The sequence below is a fragment of the Aquabacterium sp. genome, assembly GCF_034003525.1.
Taxonomy (GTDB): domain Bacteria; phylum Pseudomonadota; class Gammaproteobacteria; order Burkholderiales; family Burkholderiaceae_C; genus Aquabacterium.
The window spans coordinates 1-21,925 of the sequence record NZ_JAVEYN010000007.1 but is presented as its reverse complement, the minus strand read 5'-3'; the positions used below and the strand labels follow the sequence as shown (position 1 = coordinate 21,925).

Here is a 21,925-nt window from a genome sequence, read left to right as displayed (position 1 = left end):
ACCACTTGCTGTGCCGGATGTTGTTGCCGTGAACCACTACGAACGCTTGAAAGTCACCCAGGACGCCCCGCCTGAGGTGATCCGCGCGGCGTACCGGGCGCTGGCACAGGCGTTGCCGCAGGACGAGCACCGCGAGGCGCGGCTGATCGAACTCAACGCGGCTTATGAAACGCTGATCGACCCGGACACCCGGCAGGCCTATGACACGGTGCTGGCCGTGTCGGTGCCCGACATCGTGGTCGACGAGGACCCCAACCTGGACATCACGCTGGACGAGCTGGCCTTGTCGCCGGACGCGCTGTCGCCCGGTGGCGCACCCGGCGCTGCGAGCGAGGCGGCCCAGGCCGATCCGGACATGGGCGACCCCTGGCAGGGGGCTTATGAGGCCTCGGCCTACCAGCCGCCCAAGCACTGGACCCGCCAGCCCCTGGTGTGGATGGCCGGGGGTGTGGTGCTGTTGATGATGGCGGCGGGTGGTGTGGCGCTGTGGCAGATGCAGAAGGCCAACCAGCTGTCTCAGGGCATGGCGGTGCAACTGGGTGAGGCCGCTTCTGCGGTGCCCGATGAGCTGGCCCGCGTCCCGATGACGACCGATACCGCGGGCGCGCTGAGCGTCGAGGACCTGTCGCGCTTGTCGGACGAGGAGTTGCTGGAGGTGCTGCCCGCCTTGGACGAGGTCAAATCCTCGCGCAGCGTGCGTGAGCTGTCTTCGGTGGCGTCGCCCAGCTCGCCGCGCGGCGCAGCGAGTGCACGTCACCCGCTGGACGGCGCGCCTTTGAACCTGCGCACCGAGGGCGAGCTGATCGACCCGCTGGCCCCCACGGCGTCGTCACCGGCTTCCCCGCGCGGCCGCTGAGGCTTCAGACCGGTGGCAGCGGAATTTGCGTGCCGAACTTGGCGCGTTTGACCGCGAAGAAGGCGCGCACATTGCGCACCTGGTGGTGGGCGGTGAACAGGCGCTGCGCCAGGGCCTGGTAGGCCGGCATGTCGGGCACCTGCACCACCAGCACGAAGTCGGGTCCCGGTGACACCCGCCAGCATTGCTGCACCTGGGCGTCGGCCACCACATGGGCTTCGAAGGTGTCCAGCGCTTCCTGCGTCTGCACATCCAGGCTCACCTCCACCAGTGCGCTCACGCCCCAGCCCAGCGCCTCGGCCACCCGGTGCGGTGACAGGATGGCGACCTGTTTTTCGATCACCCCCTCGTCGCGCAGGCGCTTGAGCCGGCGGTGACAGGTGGCGGGCGAGAGGTGGGCCAGATCGGCCAGGGCCTGGTTGGACAGGCTGGCGTCGTCCTGCAATAGCGCGAGCAGGCGCAGATCGGTGGCATCCAGATGAAGGGGGTTGATGGCATCCATGGATGAATATTTCACCACATACGTAGTTTGGTTTGAAAATTTCTCTGATGAATGGGGTGTGGATGTTTGTTGCGTTTGGGGTTTGAAATAGACGGGAAATTTCTCTTCAATGTCTCTACGATGCGGAATCGTTTGACTTTTCCGTGTGGGAGCAGCAAAGCATGTGTGGCATCGTCGGCGCCGTAGGCTCGCGCAACATCGTTCCGGTTCTGGTCGAGGGCCTCAAGCGCCTGGAATACCGGGGCTATGACTCCTGCGGTGTGGCCGTGCTGCAAGACGGGCAACTGCGCCGCTCGCGCAGCACCCAGCGTGTGGCCGAACTGGGCCACCAGACCGAGCAAGACGGCATCGACAGCACCGTGGGCATCGCCCACACCCGCTGGGCCACGCACGGCGCCCCCGCGGTGCACAACGCCCACCCGCACTTCTCGCACGGCCCGGGTGCCGACGCGCCCACCACCAAGCCCGGTCGCGTGGCACTGGTGCACAACGGCATCATCGAGAACCACGAGGAACTGCGCCGCGAACTGCAGGCCAAGGGTTATGTGTTCCTGAGCCAGACCGACACCGAGGTGATCGCCCACCTGGTCGATCACCTGTACGACGGCGATCTGTTTGCCGCCGTCAAGGCCGCCACCCTGCGTCTGACCGGTGCCTACGCGATTGCCGTGTTCCACCGCGACGAGCCGCAGCGCGTCATCGGTGCCCGTCAGGGCTCGCCCCTGATCATGGGCGTGGGCGGGGCGGACGCCAGCGAGCGTTTCCTGGCGTCGGATGCCATGGCGCTGGCCGGCGTGACAGACCAGATCGTGTACCTTGAAGAGGGCGATGTGGTGGACCTGCAGCCGGGCCGCCACTGGATCGAGCACCTGGGCGCCGATGGCGTGCACCAGCGCGTGGAAGCCGAGCAGCGCCCGGTGCGCACCGTGACCGCGCACAGCGGCGCGGTCGAGCTGGGCCCGTACCGCCATTACATGCAAAAGGAGATCTTCGAGCAGCCGCGCGCCATCGCCGACACGCTCGAAGGCGTCGAGGCCATCACGCCCACGCTGTTCGGTGCCGAGGCCGAGGCCGTGTTCAACCAGATCGACCGGGTGTTGATCCTCGCCTGCGGCACCAGCTATTACTCGGGTTCGGCCGCCAAGTACTGGCTGGAGTCGATTGCCAAGATCCCCACGCAAGTGGAGATTGCCAGCGAGTACCGCTACCGCGACAGCGTGCCCGACCGGCGCACCCTGGTCGTCACCATCAGCCAGTCGGGCGAGACCGCCGACACGATCGCGGCGCTCAAGCACGCGCGCAGCCTGGGCATGACGCACACGCTGACCATCTGCAACGTGAGCACCTCGGCCATGGTGCGCGAGTGCAAGCTGGCCTATGTGACGCGTGCCGGTGTGGAAGTGGGGGTCGCCTCGACCAAGGCCTTCACGACGCAGCTGGCGGGCTTGTTCCTGCTGACGCTGACGCTGGCCAAGCAGCGCGGCCATCTGACGGCGGAAGCCGAGGCTCAGCACTTGAGCGCCATGCGCCACCTGCCCGTGGCTTTGCAGGCCGTGCTGGCGCTGGAGCCGCAGATTGTTGCCTGGGCCGAAGCCTTCGCCCGCAAGGACAACGCGCTCTTCCTGGGCCGAGGTCTGCATTACCCGATTGCCCTGGAAGGTGCGCTCAAGCTCAAGGAGATCAGCTACATCCACGCCGAGGCCTACCCGGCGGGTGAACTCAAGCACGGCCCGCTGGCGCTGGTGACGGCCGAGATGCCCGTGGTGGTGGTGGCACCCAACGACACCCTGCTGGAGAAGCTCAAGAGCAATATGCAGGAAGTGAAGGCGCGCGGTGGCGAGTTGTACGTGTGCGCAGACGTGGACACGCAGATCCAGGCTGAGCCGGGCATCCATGTGATTCGCCTGCCCGAGCACTATGGTGCGTTGTCGGCCATCCTGCATGTGGTGCCGCTGCAGTTGCTGGCGTATCACACGGCGTGTGCGAAGGGGACGGATGTGGACAAGCCTCGGAACTTGGCCAAGTCAGTGACAGTTGAGTGAGTGTTTTATAATGTGAAATATGATATTTTTGGCAAGTAAAGTCGTAAGCAAAGAAGCCAGCGTCTCATTGAGAGGAGCTGGCTTTTTTTGTTGGGTGTCGGATTACTAGGCTGAGATCGGGAAACGGACAGTGGTGTCTGACCGCTAAAGGCTGATAGCAGCCGTTCGTGCCCCTCACTCGAACGACCGCACTCAGAGCCCGAAGCTGACTTCGCCTTGGCAGCACCAAGCCGACGAAAAAGCGAGATTGGGCAGGTGCTGCTTTAGCCTCATCCTCCCCCCCAGGAGGACTCACCCACCAACTGGTAGCACGTTCACCGACGCAGAAACTTCAATTGGTGTGCCAGCACCTCTGGAAATAGCGGATCGAAGTAGGGATCGAAATGGTCGGCGTCGATCTCGATCACCTGCACATTCGGATTGCCGACACGCCGAACCTTGTCTGACACGAAAGGGGCAACCGTGTCACTGGTGGCGCCGATCATCAGCATCGGGACCTTCACATCCTTTAGACGAAGCCAGGGCCGATAAAACGGCATGGTGAGCGCAGACTTCGCCGCCACGCGGTTGTCGTAGCCGAGATGAGGCAGAGCCGCCATGGCGCGCTCCATTGCATCCCAGGCCCCGTCACGGTCCATGGTGCCAAATTCACCCTCGCGCGAGATGGTCGGAACGTAGATCAACGCGCCAGGCTTGATCAGATCCAGCAGGCCGAGCATGCTCAGCTTCAGGAGCCGACCCAACGGTGTGGCGAAGGTCGCGGCCCGGCCGTCAAGCATGGGCACCTGGATGATGGCGCCCGTGAGCTCAGGATGCTGAGATGCCAGATCGACCACATGCCCGCCGCCAAAGGACGTGCCCCACAGCGTGATTTGATGAGCGTCCACCATGGGCTGCGACTTCAGGTGAGCCAGCACTGTATCGGCCACGCGCGTTCTACGCCAGGGGTTGATGCCTTGCCGCGGAAAGCCGCCACTGGCGCCCCAGCCCGGATAGTCGAACTCCATCACCGCAAAGCCGGCTTCGACAAAGCTGTGGGTGAACGAGGAGGTCATTGCCATCTGAACGCTGCCCCAGCCACCCAGCATGAGGATGGCGGGCAACTGCTGATCGGTGCGCGTGTCCTCCGGCACGTGGAGTGTTGCACCGCACAGCGCACCCTCTGCGGTGAAGGTGGACTTGATGGCGCGCACGCGCACATGCGACGTGTCTGGATAACGGCGAGACTTCACTTTGGAGCTCCGAAGGTCATTGAATGCGGTGAACGTGAGGGGTCAAAGAACCATGGCCTTGCCGATGGGCTCTCCTGCGGTCACAAACCAAGCATGTCGAGGTGCTTGGCCTTGCGTCCTCTGCGCTGCGAACGCGACCAGGCGGCTCACGGCGTTTGCACTCGAGGCAAGGAAGGCCGCCTGAAGTTGGAACACATGCCAACGGCCTGTGTACACCTCCAACTGGCAAGGCACACCACAACTCGCGGCACGGGTGCTCAATCGGGTCGAGTCGGATGCCAGGATCTCCTGGTCACCCACTTGAATCAGCATGGGCGGCAGGCCCTGTAGATCGGCTTGCAGAAGATGTGCGTTCTTGTCCGGTGCATACCAGCGCACGGCCTGCTTCAACCAGGCCACATTGAGCATGGGATCGCGCGCCGAAGCGGACTGGATGGTCTCGCTTGACAAGCTCGTGTCCAGGAACGGCGACAGCAGCATCAGCCCGGCAGGCAAAGGCTCGCCCGCATCGCGCAGCGTCAACGCCAGGCTCAGAGCCAACCCACCGCCCGCAGAATCGCCACACACCACGATCTGCCGGGGTGGCACACCTCGTTGGAGCAAATGGCGATAGCAGCTCAGTGCGTCTTCGAGGGCAGCGGGGTGAGGATGCTCTGGCGCCAGCCGGTACTCTGGGATCCAGACCGTCTGGCCGGCAGCGGCCATGCGCGTTGTCAGACAGCGGTGGGTTCGGGCACTGCCCACGCAGAAGCCGCCGCCATGCAGGTAGAGGACGGTGGTGCCATGGGCTTCAGCCTGTCCCTCGACCTGCCTGGGCGAAATCACTTCGGTGGTGATGCCTGCAATCTCACAGCGTGCGATCTGGACACGTTTATCACAGGGCATCAGGCGTGACAAGGCGCTCACGATGAAGCGTTGTGTACTCACCCCCACAGGCGGTCGAATGAGGGCCTTGAACGTCACGCGCAGAAGCGTCCTCAACATGCTTGCGGTGAAGGACTCCACCCCACCCAGTGGCTCGGCATGCCGCACAACCGTCCCATCGCCACCTCTCGGCTCGGTGAAGTTGTAGGCCTTGAGCGATGAGTAACGTGTGAGCCAGCGGTAGCCGAAGGTGAAGCCCGGCCAGTTCGTGCTGTTGTGCCCGTTTGCATCCACATACCAACTCTTGCAGCCTTGCCACACGGTGGACCTCAAACGCTTTTGGATGGCGCCATTGAAGCGGGCGTAGCGTTGCGCGTCGACCTCTATCGTGCTGGCGCCTACCTTTTGCGCGGCCTTCATGCACCGCAAGACATGCGCAATCTGGCTTTCCAGCATGTAGATGATGGAGTTGTGGCCCAGGTTGGTGTTGGGACCATAGAGCATGAAGAAATTGGGGAAGCCCGGCACTGTCATGCCCAGATAGGCTTGTGCGCCTTGGCGCCACGCCTCATTGAGCTCCAGTCCTTCGCGCCCGGTGATCCTCATGGGCGCCAGGAACTCGGTGGCCGCGAAGCCGGTGCCGTAGACGATGGCATCAGCAGGATGGTGCTGGCCATCCACCGTCTCGACACCATCGGCCGTGATGCGGCGAATGCCCTGGGTCACCAGGTTCACGCTGGGCTTGGCCATGGTCGCCAGGTAATCGTTGGACAGCAGGATGCGCTTGCACCCGATCTGGTAGTCAGGCGTCAGTTGCGCACGCAGCTTCGGGTCTTGCACTTGCCGCTGAAGCATTGCCTTGAAGGGGCGCCCCCCCAACAGCTCCATCAAGGCCTTGATGTGAGTGAAGCCGAGTGCCCGGCTTTCGTATTGGGCATAGATGCGAGCCCTGTGCAGGGCCATCGTCCAGGGCACCATCCTGAACAAGGTCTTGCGCCAGCCTGCATACGGACCGTCGGGGCGCGGCAAGATGTAGGCGGCCGAGCGCTGAAACACCGTCAGCTGACTCACTTGGCTCGCGATGGCGGGCACAAACTGGATGGCTGAAGCCCCCGTGCCGATCACCGCGACGCGCTTGCCTGTCATGTCATAGCGGTGGTCCCAGCGGGCGGAGTGACAAACATGCCCCTGGAAGCTGTCCATCCCTTCCAGCTTGGGATAGACGGGGCGGCTGAGCTGCCCTGTGGCCGTGACCAGAAAACGGGCTTGCAAGACCTGGCCACTGGTCAAGGTCACGGTCCACAGCGCGAGCTCTTCGTGGAAGCGCGCTTGCGCCACTTCACAGCCAAAGCGAATGGAAGGCAGCAGGCCGTATTTCTCGGCACAGTGCTGCAGGTATTGATGAATCTCGGCTTGAGGCGCGAACACCCTGGACCAGTTCGGATTGGGCTCAAACGAGAACGAGTACAGGTGCGACGGCACATCGCAGGCGGCACCTGGATAGGTGTTGTCTCGCCATACGCCGCCGACATCGTGCTGTTTTTCAAGGATGAGGAAATCGCCCAGGCCTGCCTTCTTTAAAGCGATGGCCATTCCGATGCCCGCAAAGCCGGTGCCGATGATGATGGTGTGAAGAGGGGGACTTCCCTCAGAGCCGATTCGCTGCATGTTTAACAACTTCGCCAAAGGTCTGTTCGATGAGGGCAGATCATGCGCAAAACCACCGGAGCTGAGAATGTTGACTGAGGTCAAACACTTTATGATTTGGGCCACTCATCTCGGTATTCACCCACCCATCCATGAACTTCTGGGACTTCAAGCGCAGTCCGGCGAGCGTCCGGCTTTTGGCCGAGTTTGGCCAGGAGCAGGGGCTGGACATCGCCAAGATCCTGGCGGGCTCCCGCTTGAAAGCGACTGACCTGGAAGATCCAGCCATCGAAATCGATGCCAGCCAGGAACTGTGTGTGGTGGGCAACCTCATTCGCGCATGCAGGCAACCTGGACTGGGGTTGGAAGTGGGCGTGCGCTACAACTTCGCGTCCTATGGACTATGGGGCTTGGGCCTCATCAGTTGCGCGACCGTTGCCGACGCGTTGACGATGGCCTTGCGCTTCATCCCCTTGACGTTTGCCTTCTGCCGCATCTCGGGGGATCTGGACAGTGAGATGTACACGCTGACCTTCGAGGCCCCGAACGTCGAGCCGGCGGTTCAGCGCTTCCTGGTCGAGCGCGATGTAGCGGCAGCCTCCCGCCTACTCAAGGAGGTCATGGGGTCGGATTTCGCTTTGTCACGGTTCACCCTCCAGCACACCGTGGAACGTGCTCCCGAGTGGCTGGACGGTCTTCTGCGCATCGGGTGCGTCCGTCCTGAATTGGGTGCCAGCAGCAACAGCCTGTCTGCTGATCGCAAGCTGTTGAGTGTGCGACTTCCTCAGGCCAATCCCGTCACGGTGGCCATGTGCGAGCGAGCCTGCGAGGAATTGATGGAGCGGCGCCGCGCCCGTCTGGGTACCAGCGAATACATACGCCAATATCTGGCAGCGGCACCGCTCAACATGACGCCTGATTTGCATCAGGCTGGGCGTGCGCTCGGTCTCAGCGACAGGACACTGAAGCGGCGCCTTCAAAATGAAGGCATCTCCTACAGGATGCTGCTGGCCGAAGTGCGCGGCCGACAAGCCAATCAGTTGCTGGCGGATGCAACGTTGTCGCTCTCCGAGATCTCCGAGCGCATGGGCTTCAGCGACCTGTCCAGCTTCTCCCAAGCGTACAAGCGATGGTTCGGTGTGGCTCCTAGTGTCGGTCGAATATCTGCAAGAGGTGGTTTGACCTGATTGATTCCACCGAATGACTTCTTGCGACACTCACCCAACATCTATGCCGGTGCATCCGCGCAGGCGGGAAGTGTTCGTCCTGAACGGTGACAGGAAGGGCCGCTGTCCTTCGGTATGAGCCGGGGCACCTCCCCGTAGTTGACACGAGGTAACGCCTTGAATGCCTGTGGCGCAGGCCTGCACGTTACGCAACTCGATGGGAGACCATCATGGGCACCACTGGCAACGCCACCTCTCGCGAGCCTTGGAATAAGGGCAACATCGTAGGGCAGAGTGCGAGAACACGCGCTCTTCAACCTGCGCATCGACAGCACGCTCGACAGAGTGACGTCGGGTGTAACGTCATCGTGTGAGGTCATCGACACTCAATGAGCGATGTTGGCGACAGCGGTCGTTCAGGCATTCGTCTCGAACGTCTCAGATCAGCCTGAAGGAGTCCTAGAGCAGAGCTTCGATGCTCTAAAGGTCAGTCGCAAGAACTAGCGTCCGTCAGTCGCAAAAATGTGGCGCCATTAGCAGCTACGTTGGCGCCCTACGGCGGAGAGGTTCTCCCGAGGGGCGATGTTTACGACTTCGGCATCTCACCGATCTGTTAATCCGTGTCGTAAGTCCTTGCCTCACAGTGAGTGATGTTTACGACTTTATTTGTCAAAAATAATGATTTTCGACCATGAACGTTGAAAACATCGCATCCAAGTCGAAGGTGCTGCAGTAACGGCGAATGCCTCCTTGCCTGAGGTACCTTGATGGACGGGCCAATGTCCTGGCTGGGCACTGGCCCGTCGTGCTTTCTGGCTCAGGTCAGGCTGCCCAAGCAGGATCCTCTGCACGTCGGGCGCTACCGGGCGCTTCGCGCGTCTCCATCGCCAGCACCTTCATTGACGTTCGCGTGGCGGTCTGCACGTCGGTCCATGAACGTTATCTGTTCTGCATTTGACTCATCAATGAGTCGGATTTGATGGCTTTAGGCGCACAAAAAGCGCGCCAAATTGACGACACTTCCGCCGTGCCCGTAGTTCCACAGGATTGTCATGGCCGTTAGCCCACCTCCCACCGTCAATGTGATCGACCTCACCGCCAGGCTCGGCCTGTACGCCCTGCGGGAGTTGGGCGTCACCACGAGCGCCGAGAGTGGTTGCTGGCGTCAGATCGCGCTGGGTGGCGTATCCGTGGCTCCCCGGCTCGACTGGCACCGCCCCGCCGTGGTCGACGAACTGACGGCGCCAGCGCCGGACTGCGCCGCCACCATCTTGCTGGTCGGTCCGGGCTCGGCGCCCACCTTGCGGGCTGCGCTGGCCTTGCTGGCGCCGCTCACCGACACGCCGGTCTGGGCTTTCCTGATGCCCAACGCCCTGGTGGAGACCACCGTTTTCAAGGCGCTTCCCCCTGAGCAGGCGGCGCGCATGCTGGCCTATCAGTTGCCTGACAGCAGCCCCCAGACGTTCTGGTTCGTGCTGATGGAGCAACTGGGCAAGCTCAGCGCCATGGCCGACCTGGCACTTCAACCATCCCACAACTTCTCACAGGACAACAATATGAGCTCGAACCTGAAGCAATGCATGGACGCCGCAATGACCATTGATGGCGCCATGGCGGCCGCTCTGGTGGACTACCGCAGCGGCATGTGCCTGGCCCAGGCGGGCGGCGGCCTCAATCTGGATCTGGCGGCAGCGGGGAACACGCAGGTGGTCAACGCCAAGCTCAAGACCATGGAGTCGCTGGGCCTGCGTCGCGGCATTGAAGACATCCTCATCACCCTGGCAGATCAATACCACCTGATCCGATTTGTGCCCAACAACCAGGGCCTGTTCCTCTACCTGGTGCTGGACAAGGCCAAGGGCAATCTGGCGCTGGCACGCTACAAGCTGACGGACATTGAGCGCTCGCTCAAGGTCTGAGGCGCTTCCTCCCGCGATCGAAGGCCTACGATGCGGTCTTCCGTGTTTGTCGACTCACCACTGCCATGCTCATTCACTCGGATTTTTCACGTCGGGCTGTCGTGACGGCCGAAGATCACCGCTGGGTGGCCTCGCCTCAGCCGGGCGTCGAGCGCGTGATGCTCGACCGCATCGGCGCCGAGCGGGCCCGTGCGACAAGCCTCGTGCGCTACCAACCCAACTCCATTTTTCCTACGCACGGGCATCCGGGCGGTGAGGAAATCCTCGTGCTGTCCGGCACCTTCTCGGATGACAGCGGCGACTACGGGCCTGGCTGGTACCTGCGCAATCCACCAGGCTCGTCGCATCAGCCCTCGAGCCTCGACGGCGCGCTGATCTTCGTGAAGCTCTGGCAGATGGCAGCAGGCGAGTCGACCACGGTGCGGGCCAACACCCGTGACTCAGCCTTGTGGCACCGAGCAGGCGACAAGGAGGTGTGTCCGCTGTATGAGAGCTCACATGAGCAGGTGAGCCTTCAACGGTTCCCGTCTGGCGCCCCGGTCCGCGTGGACACGCAGGGCGGTGCGGAGTTGCTGGTGCTCGATGGTCAACTGAGCGAGGGGCATGAACGGTTCGCACGTGGCAGCTGGATGCGCCTGCCGCCGGGCCACAGCTGTGCGCTCACGGCAGGCGCCGCCGGCGTGACGATCTACCTCAAGACGGGCCATCTGGCAGTGCTCATCGCATGAGCCAGACCAGTGCACGTGTCGCCATCATTGGCGGCGGTCTCAGTGGGCTCACCGCGGCCCTGCTGCTGGAACAGCAGGGCATGCGCGACGTCGTGCTGTTCGAGGCGCGTCACACGCTGGGCGGCCGCATCCTGTCGGTGGATGCCCGCGGAGCGGTTGTGGATGCCAGCGCGTCGGCGCTCGACCGCTTCGACCTCGGACCCAGCTGGTTCTGGCCCGATTTCCAGCCTCAGCTCGATCGGCTCGTGACGGAACTCGGGCTGCAGCGCTTTGCGCAATTCGAAGACGGCGACCTGCTCGTCGAACGATCGCCCCACGAGGTGCCGCTGCGCATGAAGGGGTACGCCACCTCGCCCCCCTCGATGCGCTTGGCCGGCGGCACGGGCGTGCTGATCGCCGCGATCTGTGCTCGGCTCCAGCACACCCGCTTGCACACGGGGCAGACCGTGCGGCGCCTGTGCCAGCGCGGCTCTCACATTGAACTGCACTGCGATGATGCAGCGGGGGAGCGCCACACCTGGCGTGTCGAGCAGGCGCTGCTGGCGCTGCCGCCTCGCCTGGCCGAGGCGCGCATCGCCTTCGAGCCGCCGCTGCCGCCCGAACTGGCTAGCCGCTGGCGTGCCACGCCGACCTGGATGGCGCCGCACGCGAAGTACGTGGCCCTTTACGACACGACGTTCTGGCGCGAGCAGCGCCTGTCTGGCGCCGCACGAAGTGCCCTGGGGCCGATGGCCGAGGTTCACGACGTCTCCATGCCCGATGGCCATGCGGCGCTGTTTGGCTTTGTGGGGGTGCCCGCGCGGGTGCGTCGCCAGGTCAGCGAGGCCGAGCTGCGTGCGCACTGCCGGGCGCAACTGGGGCGGCTGTTCGGTGAGCGTGCTGCCACGCCCATTGCCGATGCCTTGAAGGACTGGGCGATGGACCCGTTGACCGCCACGGAGGCGGACCAGGACGCCGGAGGGCAGCACGGCGAGGCTCCGCCCAGCCGTGCCGACAGCGGGCCTTGGCAGGGTTGTCTGACCGGCATCGGCAGCGAGTGGTCGCAGCAGTTCCCGGGTTACCTGGCCGGCGCGGTCGACGCGGCCATCCGGGGTGTGCGGGAATGTCTGGCGGCCGCCCGCTCAGCAGCGCCCTGATCGCCGGCTGCGCGGTTGCAGCTTGTCCAGCTCCGCGATCTGCTGCTTGAGCAGGAGCATCAGGGTGCGCGCGTCGTCCACTTCCAGCGACAGGCAGCTGATGACGCCGCCTTCTTCGCGCGCCGGGCGCGGCTGCACCAGCACTTCCACGCCCAGTTCGATCAGGCCTTTGTGGTGCCGGGCAGATTTCAGGCGCTGAATTTCGATGTCGTACGTTTTCATGAGCGTGGGGGCAAAGAGGTGCAAAGAGAGCCAGGCGCGATTGTCAGGGCAAGACCTGCCGCCATGAGGCTCGGTGGCGTGCCGCTCACGCCTGCTGGTCAATCCATGCGGTGGCCACGGCAAAGCCATGATCCTCCGCGTCCTGCATCAGGGCGAAGTGCCGCCCCTCGGTGGGCATCTTCACTTCTTCCTCGGTTTCCGAGCCGCGCACATAGGCGCTGACCACAAACTGTCGGTTGGGCGCGTCCCAGGCGGTCACCACGCGGATGCGAAACCCGCTGTGGGCGCCAATGGCCTCTTCCTGGTCGACGCCGCGTGTGACTTGATGGTCCATGACGAGACTCCTGTGCCGAGACAGCCCATCGTAGCCACCTTGCACATTCATGGAAAGCGGTCGGATGGAATGGATCTCATTCCAAGGCAGAATGACATCCCGCCAGGGCCTGACGCCCGTCTTGCCCGCTTTCCTTGCCCCGTACCGACGTGTCGCCTCCCTCCGTCATGCAACAGAGAAGAAAGACCATCCTCCTGGCCCTGGTGGCCACGGTCGTGGCCTTGAACCTGTTCCTTGTCGGACTGTTCACGGTGGCCTTGGGCGAAGCCAAGCTGCGCAAGGAGGCCGAGGTGCGCACCACGGTCGACAACCTGGCCTTGCTGCTGGACCAGAACGTGTCGTCTTCGATCCGTGGGATCGACCAGTCCCTGCGCGAAGTGCAACTGCACCTGGAGCGCGCCCTGCGCAACCAGACGCTGCTGGACGATCCGGAGGTGGGGGCGCTGGTGACTTTCCATCACAATTGGCTGGCGCAGATCGCGGAGTTGCGCGTCTCCGATGAGCGGGGCAATGTCATGTTGGGGCACCGCGTGACACCCGACACCCGCGTGAACTATGGCGATCGCGATTTCTTCGTCGCCCACCAGGCCCACAACGACGGGCGCACGCAGGCGAGCAAGCTGCTGTACGGACGCATTGCGGGTGACTGGATCACGGTGTTTTCGCGCCGCTACAACCATCCCGACGGCCGTTTTGCGGGCGTGGTCACCGCGGCCGTGCCGGTCAGGCACTTTCAGGAACTGCTGTCGGGCCTGAAAATGGGGGCGCGGGGCATTGCGCTGATGCGTGACACCGACATGACCCTGATCGCACGGGCCCCGCGCCTGGATGCGCCGGCTGGCCAGATCGGACGCCGGGGCGGCTCGCAGGAGCTGGCCGACCTGCTCGCCTCGGGGCAGTCACACGCCACCTTTTACAGCGCACGCACCGCCGATGGCGTCAACCGCACCAATGCCTATCGCAAGCTCGCCCTGATGCCGGCCTTCGTGGTAGTGGGCATGGGCGAGGACGATTATCTGGCGCAGTGGCGTGACGACGTGCGCAAGGCCGCCATCCTGTCAGGCCTGTTCCTGCTGGTGACCGTGTGCACCGCCTGGCTGCTGTGGCGCCTGATCCGCGCGAACGAGCGGGCCCACCGCCGCAGCCAGATCCTGTTGCAGAACGCCAGCGACGGCATCCACATCATCGACCTGCAGGGGCGGGTGATCGAGGCCAGCGATTCCTTCTGTCGCATGCTGGGGGTGTCGCGCCAAGAGGCCATCGGCATGAGCGTGACGCAGTGGGACGTCGCCTTGTCCGAGGCGGAAATCCGTGCGTTGATTGCGCGCGTCCATGCCTCGCGCGAGGTGACCACCTTCGAGACCACGCACCGCCGTCGGGATGGCAGCGAGCGTGCGGTCGAGATCACGGCCTTCTCGCTGGATCTGCATGGTCAGCCGGTGGTCTTCGGGTCCGCCCGCGACATCACGGAGCGCAAACAGGCCGATGAGAACCTGCGCATTGCGGCCACGGCCTTCAACTCCCAGGTGGCCATGCTGATCACCGACGCGCAGCAGCGCATCGTGCGTGTCAACGCGGCGTTCACCGAGGTCACCGGCTATGCGGCCGACGAGGTCATCGGGCAGACGCCGCACCTGCTCAGTTCGGGCCGTCACGATGCGGCGTTTTACGCGCTGATGTGGTCCGAGCTGCAAGAGCGCGGCTCCTGGCAGGGCGAGATCTGGAACCGGCGCAAGAGTGGCGAGATCTACCCGCAGGCGATCTCCATCGGTGCCGTCAAGGACGAGCGTGGTCGCGTCACGCACTATGTGTCGACCTTCATCGACATCACGTCGAACAAGACGTCCGAAGAGCAGGTGCGCAAGCTTGCCTTCTTCGACCCCCTGACTCAGTTGCCCAACCGGCGCCTGCTGCTGGAGCGTCTGGAGCACGCCTTGCGATCGTGCGCCCGCCACAAGAGCAAGGGTGCGCTGCTGGTGGTCGACCTCGACAACTTCAAGTCGGTCAACGACACGGTGGGACACCACGAGGGTGACCTGCTGCTGGAGCAGGTGTCGCGCATCTTGCAAAGCTGCGTGCGCGAGGAAGACACCGTGGCCCGTCTGGGCAGCGACGAGTTCGTGGTGATGCTCGAGGCGCTGAGCGAGGACGACATGGAGGCCGCCCGCCATGCAGAGATCGTGGGCACCAAGATCCTGCAGGCCTTGCACCGGACCTTCCAGCTGGGCAGCTCCGAGCACCGCGGCTCAGCCAGCATCGGGATCACGCTGTTTGGCGAGAACCCCGCCGAGAGCGTGGACGAGCCCTTGAAGCGCGCCGATCTGGCCATGGCGCAGGCCAAGCTGGCGGGGCGCAACCACCTCTGCTTCTTCGATGCGAAGATGCAGGCCGACATCCACGCGCGCGCCGAGCTGGACGCGGGCCTGTGGTCGGCGCTGGAGAAGGGGCAGTTCTTCCTGCAGTACCAGCCGCAGGTCTCGGCCGAGCGGCAGATCATCGGGGTGGAGGCGCTGGTGCGCTGGCGCCATCCTGAGCGGGGCATGGTCTCACCGGCCGATTTCATTCCGGTGGCCGAAGACAATGGCCTGATCGTGCCGCTGGGGCGCTGGGTGATCGAGACCGCCTGTGCGCAGCTGGCGCAGTGGGCGAGCGACCCTGACAAGGCGGGATTGAGCATCGCCGTCAACGTGAGTGCGCGGCAGCTCCGCCAGGAGCGCTTCGTGGCCGATGTGTGCGAGATCCTCGACCGCACGGGGGTCAACCCGGCTCGCCTGGAACTGGAGCTGACCGAAAGCTCGCTGGTGACCGATGTGGAGAGCGTGATCCGCAAGATGGATGCGCTCAAGGCACGCGGCGTGTGTTTTTCGCTCGATGATTTCGGGACCGGCTACTCTTCGCTGGCCTACCTCAAGCGCCTGCCGCTGGACCAGCTCAAGATCGACCAGGGCTTTGTGCGCGACATCCTGGACGACCCGAACGATGCGGCGATTGCGCGCACCGTCATCGTGCTGGCCGAGAGCCTGGGTTTGAAGGTGATCGCCGAGGGGGTGGAAACCGAAGCGCAGTCGGCTTTCCTGGGACGGCAAGGCTGCCACGCCTACCAGGGCTATCTCTTCAGCCGGCCCTTGAATGTGGCCGACCTGGAGGCCTTCCTGGCTGCCTGGCGGCCCTGACGCCTGACGCCGGTCGCGCGCTTGTGAAGGCAAGGGCCTCGGGCGTCACCGCCGGCTCAGTTCGGCCGAACGTAGGGCAGCAAGGCCTTGGCGGCTTCGATGCGCAGACCCATGTCAATGGCCGCGTTGTTCATCACGTCGAGCAAGAAGCGATGTGGGTCGGTCTGCGAGCCCGTTGGTGAGTGCCCGGTCGCGGCTGGTGTGGCTGGAGCGCCGTTCGCTGGCGGTGCGGCGGTCGGCGTTGTCTGCAGGGCTGCCGTGGTGACACCGAGCGGCGCCTGCGCCGCCGCCCACTCGGCGGGCGAGATGCTGAGCAGGCGCGCCAGCAAGTCTGCCTGTCCTTCCAGATTGGGCGGCAGGTCGAGCCAGGGCGTATCGTTGAAGACGGGCGCCAGATCGGGGGCGACGAAGGCCGACCACTGCTCCGGGCGCTCAGGCTCCGCTGGGATCGGACGTGCGTGTCGCACCCCGTGCGGGGCGGTGGCCTCGTGCACCGGCCACAGGTCCACGCGGGCGGAGGCGATGTCGCCCAGGTAACGGGCTTGCAGGCCACGCAGGACCGCGTGGCCCTGTGCCGCCGACACGCCCTGTTGCAGCGAGAACCACAGCTGATGGCCGTCGCTCCCGGACACGGCAATGGCCGGTGCGGGCCAGCCCAGGTCCAGCTGTACGCCCTGCCACACGCGCGACAGGGCGCTCCAGTCGGCCGGGCGGGCCAATTGCAGCACCAGCGCGCGCACGCGGCCTTGCCCATCGACCAGGGCGCTCGCGTCGAGCGGGTCGGCTTGCAGCACCGCATCGAGGCCGTCAGGGCGGCCAGCGCCCGCAGGTGCGTACAGGCGCCGCCATTCGGATTGCAGACGGTTCATGGCGCGTGCCGACCCCACTCAGAGGATGCGAGCGACGTCGTCAAACGGCAGGCGCGGGCCACGCGGATAGACCCCATCGGGCGCACCATAGCCCAGGTTGACCAGGAAATTGACCCGCCACTGGCCTTCCGGGAAGAGGGCCGCATTCACCTGGGCCGCATCAAAACCGGTCATGGGGCCGCAGTCCAGCCCCAGGGCGCGGGCGGCCAGGATCAGGTAGGCGCCTTGCAGGGTGCTGTTGCGGAAAGCGGTGGTTTCGGCCAGGGCGGGGTTGCCGTCGAACATCGGCTTGGCGTCGTAGGCGGGGAACTGCGTGGGCAGCTGATCCTGAAAGCGCAGGTCTGACGCGATCACCACCGTCACCGGGGCGGCGCGGGTCTTGTCGACGTTGCCGGGGCTCAGGGCGGGCAGCAGCTTGGCCTTGGCCGCGTCGCTGCGAAGGAAGAGGTAGCGCGCGGGCTGGCAGTTCATCGAGGTCGGACCCCACTTGAGCAGGTCGTAGAGCTGATGGATCGTTGCATCGCTCACGACCTGGTCGGTGAACCCATTGAAGGTGCGGGCTTGCACAAAGAGCTGGTTGAGGGCGGCGGTGTCGAGGGACTGTTTCACAGAGGGCGCTCCGAAAGGAAATGGCAATGCGGTTGCCATCCTATGCGATGCGCGCTCGGTGTTTGGGCGGTGGGGGTGTTGGGCAGGTGAGCCACGAGGGCCTTCACGCCGCCTGGATGTGCATGACGCTGTGCACGGGGGGCAGGGGCGGGGGCAACTGGCCTGCCTCCAGCGCCTCCAGCACCTGGGTCGGGTCGACCGACCAGTGCAGTTGCGTGCTGTCGCCATGCAGGCTGGCGCGGATGAGGGCGTGCTCGAAAGCCAGCACCTCGCACAGGTGCGGCAGGTGGGGCCAGTGCCCGAGGTGCCCCCAGACAAAGGCCGCGAACTGCTCGGCCTCCAGCGCGGCACAGGGCTGCGGCGGGCTGTGGCGCGCGTAGGCCTGCAGCAGGGCCTCGGTGTCGTCTTCACCCAGACCCAGCAGCAAGGTGGTGAGTGTGAGGCGCAGGGTGCGGGTCAGGTTGGCCCGCCGAGAGCCCTGGATCAGCTGCGCCAGCAGCGCGCAGCCGGGGTCGCGCACCAGGGCGTCGTTGGGTGGGGCCTCGCCATGCAAGGCGGCGGCCAGCTGGCACTCCCAGGCGCGCACCGCGGCGTGGTCTTCCGGTCGGCTGTGGCCGGCGGCCGGTGGGGTTGCTCGGCCCGGGGCCACGTGCACCATGCGTGGTGCGCGCAGCGCCCACATCGTCTGCATCAGGCTCAATTCCTGAGCCACATCGTCCAGTCCCAGTGCGGCCACATGCTCGGGCAGGATTTCGAACACCAGTGCACCCAGCGCGGGCAGCTGTGGAATCCAGCGTGCCGCCAGCTCGATCACCGGCTCAGGAATCCGCCCGTTGTGGGCGTCCAGCCAGTAGGCGCCGTGTCGACTGCCGCCGGCCAGGTGCACCTCCCACACGCGCTCCAGCGGCAGGCTGGCCATCACCTCGTCCACCGACTGGCGCCCGTTGCAGGCGTTGCACCACAGGTTGTGCAGGTCCAGCACGATGCCGCAGTCGCTGGTCTCGGCCACGGCCGCGAAGAAGTCGCCATCGCTCATCTCGCTGGCCTGGGGGCGCAGGTAGTTGACGCCGGTCTCGAAGGCCATCGGGCGGTCGACAGCGCTGCGCAGCCGCTGCAGGTTGTCGGCCGCCACGCGGGCGGTGGCAGGTGTCTGGCTGGGCGGCAGCAGAAAGCCGGCGTGCTCGATCTGGTCGAGCGGCTCGGGGCCACCCTGGGGGCGCGCGAAGCGGTTCAGGCTCAGGTGCTCGCTGACCCAGGCCGGCGCCAGTTGCGTGACCGCGTCCTGCAGCAAGTTCAGGTGGTCGAGCGGGTCGGTCACGGTGCCGCCCACCGGATGACCCATGCCGTGGATCAGCCTGGCCTGGGGCAGGGCGGCCAGCTCGTCGAGCAGGGCCGCGTTGGGCCGGTAGCGCCAGCCTTGGCGGTTGTCGTGGCGCATCTCCCAGAACGCCTGCGGTTCGATCTCGACCACCGTGGCGGGCGAGTTGGGCTCCCTCAGCAAGGGGGCCAGGATCGGCCAGTACACCACGCCCACGCCCAGCGCTTGCATGGCGATGCCCTCATCGGCCACCCTGCAGGGGGCATGGCAGCACGGCAAGGTGTGAACGAGGCGCTTTGGCCATGATGCGCTCCTGGTTGGGTGACCCGGTCAGACTAGCGGGCGACCTTCCCCAGCGTCCATCCCTAGTTTGATTTGGGTTACAAACTCGTCCCATGAGCGACCAAGAACAACCCCGCAACCCGCTGCACGGCCTGACGCTGGAGCGGCTCCTCACCGACCTGGTGGACTACTACGGTTGGGACGGCCTGGCCCAGCGCATTGCACTGCGCTGCTTCGCGCAGAACCCCAGCATCGCCTCCAGCCTCAAGGTGCTGCGCAAGACGCCCTGGGCGCGTGAGAAGGTCGAGGGCCTGTACCTCTACACGCTGCGACAGAGCCGTCGTCAGGACGGCTGAGCAAAGCCGCTCTCGATCCAGCGGATGGCGCTGGCGCTGTTGAGCTTGAAGTCCGGGCGCACGCGCACCTGGGCCACGGGCTCGCCCTCTTCGTCCAGCGCGGCCAGCAAGGCGTGCGGCTCGAATTCGTCGGGGACGATGTCGAGGGTGACCTGCCAGCTGGCGCCGGCCGCCTGCACGGACACGTTCTTGTGCAATTGCGCGCGCAGCTGCTGCTCGTGGCGCCGGATCACCTCCGAGGCGGTCTTGACCAAGGTGTGGAAGGCCGATACGTCCAGCGGCTTGGGGTTTTTCTTGTCGCGGCCCATGGTCCAAGGCCCGACCAGGGCGGGCTCGGACTCGCCGTCCACATACATGGCCACGGCCCAGCCGTCGTCGTCTTCGTTCTTGATGACCCGCGCGGTCCAGCCGTTGTCGGCCCACACGCGGGCTTCCTTGATCGTTTCGGGGGTGTCGGCTTCGGAGGGGAGATCGGAATCGTTCACGGGGATCAGTCTGGGGTGCGCAAGCTCAAGTTCGGTGGTCAATCGACGATGGCCACGCCGGCCGTGAAGGCCACGCGGTCTTTCAGGTTCGCCGCCGACTCGCTGGGCTCGGGATAGTGCCAGACGGCGTCGGCCTTCATCTCGCCGTTGACGAACAGGCTCTGGTAGTAGGCCTGGCCCTTCCAGTCGCTGGTGCGGTGGTTGCTGAAGCTGGTGTACTCGCTCTTGAGCGCTGCCTGGGGAAAGTAGTGTTCGCCTTCCACGGTGACGATGTCGTCGCTCTCTGCCACCACCACACCGTTCCAGATCGCCTTCATGCCGCACTCCTGTTGATTGAGGCGCCCATGCTAGCGCAGCTGCCCGCCGTGGCGGGCGCACCGGTCCCGCCGGCCGACAGGGCAATGTGCTTGTACAGCGCTGCAATCAGGTCCGACTGCGTCACCATGCCCAGCACCTGACGGCGTTCGTCGATGATCGGCACCCGGTGCAGGCCCTTGTCACTGAGCTGCTGCACCAGGGTGGCCACCGGCGTGTCCGGCGTGGCGCTGATGACCTGGGCGCTCATGATCTGCCCCACCACCTCGGCCTTGGTGGAGTTCGGGCCGGGCGTGCGCCGCAGCAGCCCTTGCAGGCTCGCCGCCAGGCCGGCGGTGCGTGTGTCGTCCATTTGCCGCAGGAAGTCGGCCACGGTCAGGATGCCGATCAGGCGCTGGAACTTGTCCACCACGGGCAGGGCCTTGACCTTGTGCCGGCGCAGCAGCTGCCAGGCCTCCTCCAGCTCGGTGGCGAACTCGACCGTCACGACGTCGCGCGACATGATGTCGCCACAGGTCAGGCCCACATGCCGCTCGAAGGCATGCGACACCGCCAGGTTGTACAGCGTGATCAGCTCGCTCTCCTGCACGTCGACAAAGCTGTCGAGCTGCTTGACCGCGTGCGCCAGGTCGGTGTGGTCCAGCCCGCCGCGTTGCAAGGGGGAGGCATCCCGGGTCTGGTGGCGGGGGGAGGCGGTGTCCGCCGGGGCCTGGTAGGGATAGGGCCGGCGCCACAGTAGCCGGTGGATGAGCACCGCCCCCAGCAAGAGCACGCCCACGTTCAGGCCCACCATCTCCAGCGTGTGCCACACATCGATCACGCGGCCATGGTGCTCGTGCACGATCAACAGCGCCAGGGCGCCCCCCGGTGGGTGCAGGCAGTGCATGCGCGCCATCAGCCACACCGTCAGGCCCACCGAGACGGCGGCCGCCCAGCCGGCATGGGGGATCAGGGTCACACAGGCCAGACCGGTCAGTGTGGCCACCAGGTAGCTGCCGAACACGGGCCAGGGCTGGGCCAGGGGGCTGTGCGACAGCGCGAACAGGATCACCACGCTGGCCCCGATCGGCGCCATCAGCCAGGCGTGGGCGCCGGGCACCAGCGGCAAGACCAGGGCGCTCAAGGCCACGCTCAACAGCGCACCCAGGCTGGCGCGCCGGCGCTCCGGACGAGACAAGGCAGGCGTGTCGGCGGTCAGCAGATGCAGGAGCCGACGAAGCAGGGCAGCGGGCATGGGCACAGGGGAACCAAGGAAGGCACCATTGTGGTGCCTCTGAAATAAGCCGTGGGTCCAGAGGGCATGTGACAAACCCGCAGCCTTACCATGTCCCACCTGCATCCCTTTGCCACCATGAGCCCCGCTGCCGTCCCAGGTTTCAACGCCAAACTATGGCGTCGCTTCGCCCACATCGCGGCCCCTTACTGGCGCACCTCCGAGGAGCGCTGGCGGGCGATGGGCATGCTGGGCCTGCTCATTGTGTTGCTGCTGGGGCAGACCGGCTTCAACGTGCTCTTCAACCACGAAACGGGCGAGTTCACCTCGGCCCTGGCCGCGGGCGACGCCGAGCGCTTTTGGGCCTCCATCTGGCGCTACACCGCCATCCTCGCGGCGGCCGTGCCCATCTACGGCCTGTACTACTACGTGCGCGACATCCTGGGCCTGCGCTGGCGCCGCTGGCTGACCCAGCACTTCCTGACGCGCTACTTCAGCGGGCGGGCCTACTACCGGCTCCATGCCGATGCCGGCATCGACAACCCGGACCAGCGCATCGCCGAAGACATCAACTCTTTCACGCAGCAGTCCCTGTACTTCTCGATGATCGTGCTGTCTTCGGTGATCCAGCTCGTGGCCTTTGCCGGGGTGCTATGG

Annotated in this window: 20 protein-coding genes; 9 read left to right on the top strand and 11 right to left on the bottom strand. The window is 65.2% G+C overall.

Annotated elements, in window-relative coordinates; genetic code table 11:
• Nucleotides 1-28 precede the first annotated feature (28 nt).
• The gene (locus RBT42_RS05920) at nucleotides 29-856 is read left to right on the top strand and encodes a J domain-containing protein (protein ID WP_320363076.1); all 828 of its coding nucleotides are present in this window, start codon (nucleotides 29-31) and stop codon (nucleotides 854-856) included.
• Between the two features lie 4 nt (nucleotides 857-860).
• Here RBT42_RS05920 and RBT42_RS05915 read toward each other — a convergent pair whose 3' ends face one another.
• Nucleotides 861-1,358: an Lrp/AsnC family transcriptional regulator gene (locus RBT42_RS05915; protein ID WP_320363074.1), complete on the bottom strand. Its 498-nt coding sequence runs from the start codon at nucleotides 1,356-1,358 to the stop codon at nucleotides 861-863.
• Between the two features lie 161 nt (nucleotides 1,359-1,519).
• On the opposite strand from RBT42_RS05915, the gene glmS reads away from it, so the two are divergent.
• Nucleotides 1,520-3,400: a glutamine--fructose-6-phosphate transaminase (isomerizing) gene (gene glmS / locus RBT42_RS05910; RefSeq protein WP_320363072.1), complete on the top strand. Its 1,881-nt coding sequence runs from the start codon at nucleotides 1,520-1,522 to the stop codon at nucleotides 3,398-3,400.
• Nucleotides 3,401-3,714: 314 nt separating this feature from the next.
• Here the strand turns inward: glmS and RBT42_RS05905 are convergent, their stop codons facing one another.
• Nucleotides 3,715-4,632: an alpha/beta hydrolase gene (locus tag RBT42_RS05905; RefSeq protein ID WP_320363070.1), complete on the bottom strand. Its 918-nt coding sequence runs from the start codon at nucleotides 4,630-4,632 to the stop codon at nucleotides 3,715-3,717.
• 42 nt (nucleotides 4,633-4,674) lie between these two features.
• Nucleotides 4,675-7,164, bottom strand: a complete 2,490-nt coding sequence (locus tag RBT42_RS05900) for a flavin-containing monooxygenase (protein ID WP_320363068.1) — start codon at nucleotides 7,162-7,164, stop codon at nucleotides 4,675-4,677.
• 131 nt (nucleotides 7,165-7,295) lie between these two features.
• Here RBT42_RS05900 and RBT42_RS05895 point away from each other — a divergent pair, with 131 nt between their 5' ends.
• From RBT42_RS05895 to RBT42_RS05880, 4 genes are all read left to right on the top strand, one after another.
• Nucleotides 7,296-8,330 carry an AraC family transcriptional regulator gene (locus tag RBT42_RS05895; protein ID WP_320363066.1) on the top strand — a complete coding sequence of 345 codons (1,035 nt, stop codon included), beginning with the start codon at nucleotides 7,296-7,298 and terminating at the stop codon, nucleotides 8,328-8,330.
• Nucleotides 8,331-9,865: 1,535 nt separating this feature from the next.
• Nucleotides 9,866-10,228, top strand: coding sequence for a hypothetical protein (locus RBT42_RS05890; protein WP_413785865.1), 363 nt, complete (start codon nucleotides 9,866-9,868; stop codon nucleotides 10,226-10,228).
• 65 nt (nucleotides 10,229-10,293) lie between these two features.
• A complete protein-coding gene (locus RBT42_RS05885) occupies nucleotides 10,294-10,956 on the top strand; it encodes a cupin domain-containing protein (protein ID WP_413785861.1) in 663 nt (220 codons plus the stop codon).
• A complete protein-coding gene (locus RBT42_RS05880; RefSeq protein WP_320363062.1) occupies nucleotides 10,953-12,092 on the top strand; it encodes a flavin monoamine oxidase family protein in 1,140 nt (379 codons plus the stop codon). Before RBT42_RS05885 ends, RBT42_RS05880 begins: the two co-directional genes overlap by 4 nt.
• Here the strand turns inward: RBT42_RS05880 and RBT42_RS05875 are convergent.
• Complete coding sequence (locus tag RBT42_RS05875) at nucleotides 12,078-12,314, bottom strand: hypothetical protein (protein ID WP_320363060.1); 237 nt, start codon at nucleotides 12,312-12,314, stop codon at nucleotides 12,078-12,080. The two genes, RBT42_RS05880 and RBT42_RS05875, sit on opposite strands and share 15 nt — an antisense overlap.
• A gap of 85 nt (nucleotides 12,315-12,399) precedes the next feature.
• Entirely contained in the window at nucleotides 12,400-12,648 is a 249-nt protein-coding gene (locus RBT42_RS05870; protein ID WP_320363058.1) for a hypothetical protein, read from the bottom strand.
• Between the two features lie 167 nt (nucleotides 12,649-12,815).
• On the opposite strand from RBT42_RS05870, the gene RBT42_RS05865 reads away from it, so the two are divergent.
• Complete coding sequence (locus RBT42_RS05865) at nucleotides 12,816-15,821, top strand: EAL domain-containing protein (RefSeq protein ID WP_320363056.1); 3,006 nt, start codon at nucleotides 12,816-12,818, stop codon at nucleotides 15,819-15,821.
• Between the two features lie 56 nt (nucleotides 15,822-15,877).
• On the opposite strand, the gene RBT42_RS05860 is transcribed toward RBT42_RS05865, so the two are convergent.
• From RBT42_RS05860 to RBT42_RS05850, 3 genes are all read right to left on the bottom strand, one after another.
• The gene (locus RBT42_RS05860) at nucleotides 15,878-16,690 is read right to left on the bottom strand and encodes a hypothetical protein (RefSeq protein ID WP_320363054.1); all 813 of its coding nucleotides are present in this window, start codon (nucleotides 16,688-16,690) and stop codon (nucleotides 15,878-15,880) included.
• An 18-nt stretch (nucleotides 16,691-16,708) separates the two neighbouring features.
• Nucleotides 16,709-17,299, bottom strand: coding sequence for a malonic semialdehyde reductase (locus RBT42_RS05855; RefSeq protein ID WP_320363052.1), 591 nt, complete (start codon nucleotides 17,297-17,299; stop codon nucleotides 16,709-16,711).
• A gap of 103 nt (nucleotides 17,300-17,402) precedes the next feature.
• Nucleotides 17,403-18,848 carry a DUF692 domain-containing protein gene (locus RBT42_RS05850; RefSeq protein ID WP_320363050.1) on the bottom strand — a complete coding sequence of 482 codons (1,446 nt, stop codon included), beginning with the start codon at nucleotides 18,846-18,848 and terminating at the stop codon, nucleotides 17,403-17,405.
• A 164-nt stretch (nucleotides 18,849-19,012) separates the two neighbouring features.
• On the opposite strand from RBT42_RS05850, the gene RBT42_RS05845 reads away from it, so the two are divergent.
• Nucleotides 19,013-19,255: a VF530 family protein gene (locus RBT42_RS05845; RefSeq protein ID WP_320363048.1), complete on the top strand. Its 243-nt coding sequence runs from the start codon at nucleotides 19,013-19,015 to the stop codon at nucleotides 19,253-19,255.
• Here the strand turns inward: RBT42_RS05845 and RBT42_RS05840 are convergent.
• The 3 genes from RBT42_RS05840 to RBT42_RS05830 are packed head-to-tail and all read right to left on the bottom strand — an operon-like array spanning nucleotide 19,243 to nucleotide 21,289.
• Nucleotides 19,243-19,740, bottom strand: coding sequence for a hypothetical protein (locus RBT42_RS05840; RefSeq protein ID WP_320363046.1), 498 nt, complete (start codon nucleotides 19,738-19,740; stop codon nucleotides 19,243-19,245). The two genes, RBT42_RS05845 and RBT42_RS05840, sit on opposite strands and share 13 nt — an antisense overlap.
• Nucleotides 19,741-19,778: 38 nt before the next feature.
• The gene (locus RBT42_RS05835; RefSeq protein ID WP_320363044.1) at nucleotides 19,779-20,057 is read right to left on the bottom strand and encodes a DUF427 domain-containing protein; all 279 of its coding nucleotides are present in this window, start codon (nucleotides 20,055-20,057) and stop codon (nucleotides 19,779-19,781) included.
• Nucleotides 20,054-21,289 carry a CBS domain-containing protein gene (locus RBT42_RS05830; protein WP_320363042.1) on the bottom strand — a complete coding sequence of 412 codons (1,236 nt, stop codon included), beginning with the start codon at nucleotides 21,287-21,289 and terminating at the stop codon, nucleotides 20,054-20,056. The genes RBT42_RS05835 and RBT42_RS05830 overlap by 4 nt, the downstream gene beginning before the upstream one ends.
• Before the next feature lie 90 nt (nucleotides 21,290-21,379).
• Between RBT42_RS05830 and RBT42_RS05825 the strand changes: the two genes are divergently transcribed.
• Nucleotides 21,380-21,925, top strand: a 546-nt coding sequence (locus RBT42_RS05825; RefSeq protein ID WP_413785860.1) for an SbmA/BacA-like family transporter, incomplete at its 3' end; no start/stop codon positions are given.

Bases quoted from the DNA above. Each gene is read 5' to 3' on its own strand.
- RBT42_RS05915 (WP_320363074.1), bottom strand. From the start codon at position 1,358: ATGGATGCCATCAACCCCCTTCATCTGGATGCCACCGATCTGCGCCTG.
- glmS (WP_320363072.1), top strand. From the start codon at position 1,520: ATGTGTGGCATCGTCGGCGCCGTAGGCTCGCGCAACATCGTTCCGGTT.
- RBT42_RS05900 (WP_320363068.1), bottom strand. From the start codon at position 7,164: ATGCAGCGAATCGGCTCTGAGGGAAGTCCCCCTCTTCACACCATCATC.
- RBT42_RS05895 (WP_320363066.1), top strand. From the start codon at position 7,296: ATGAACTTCTGGGACTTCAAGCGCAGTCCGGCGAGCGTCCGGCTTTTG.
- RBT42_RS05890 (WP_413785865.1), top strand. From the start codon at position 9,866: ATGAGCTCGAACCTGAAGCAATGCATGGACGCCGCAATGACCATTGAT.
- RBT42_RS05885 (WP_413785861.1), top strand. From the start codon at position 10,294: ATGCTCATTCACTCGGATTTTTCACGTCGGGCTGTCGTGACGGCCGAA.
- RBT42_RS05880 (WP_320363062.1), top strand. From the start codon at position 10,953: ATGAGCCAGACCAGTGCACGTGTCGCCATCATTGGCGGCGGTCTCAGT.
- RBT42_RS05875 (WP_320363060.1), bottom strand. From the start codon at position 12,314: ATGAAAACGTACGACATCGAAATTCAGCGCCTGAAATCTGCCCGGCAC.
- RBT42_RS05870 (WP_320363058.1), bottom strand. From the start codon at position 12,648: ATGGACCATCAAGTCACACGCGGCGTCGACCAGGAAGAGGCCATTGGC.
- RBT42_RS05865 (WP_320363056.1), top strand. From the start codon at position 12,816: ATGCAACAGAGAAGAAAGACCATCCTCCTGGCCCTGGTGGCCACGGTC.
- RBT42_RS05860 (WP_320363054.1), bottom strand. From the start codon at position 16,690: ATGAACCGTCTGCAATCCGAATGGCGGCGCCTGTACGCACCTGCGGGC.
- RBT42_RS05850 (WP_320363050.1), bottom strand. From the start codon at position 18,848: ATGCAAGCGCTGGGCGTGGGCGTGGTGTACTGGCCGATCCTGGCCCCC.
- RBT42_RS05845 (WP_320363048.1), top strand. From the start codon at position 19,013: ATGAGCGACCAAGAACAACCCCGCAACCCGCTGCACGGCCTGACGCTG.
- RBT42_RS05835 (WP_320363044.1), bottom strand. From the start codon at position 20,057: ATGAAGGCGATCTGGAACGGTGTGGTGGTGGCAGAGAGCGACGACATC.
- RBT42_RS05830 (WP_320363042.1), bottom strand. From the start codon at position 21,289: ATGCCCGCTGCCCTGCTTCGTCGGCTCCTGCATCTGCTGACCGCCGAC.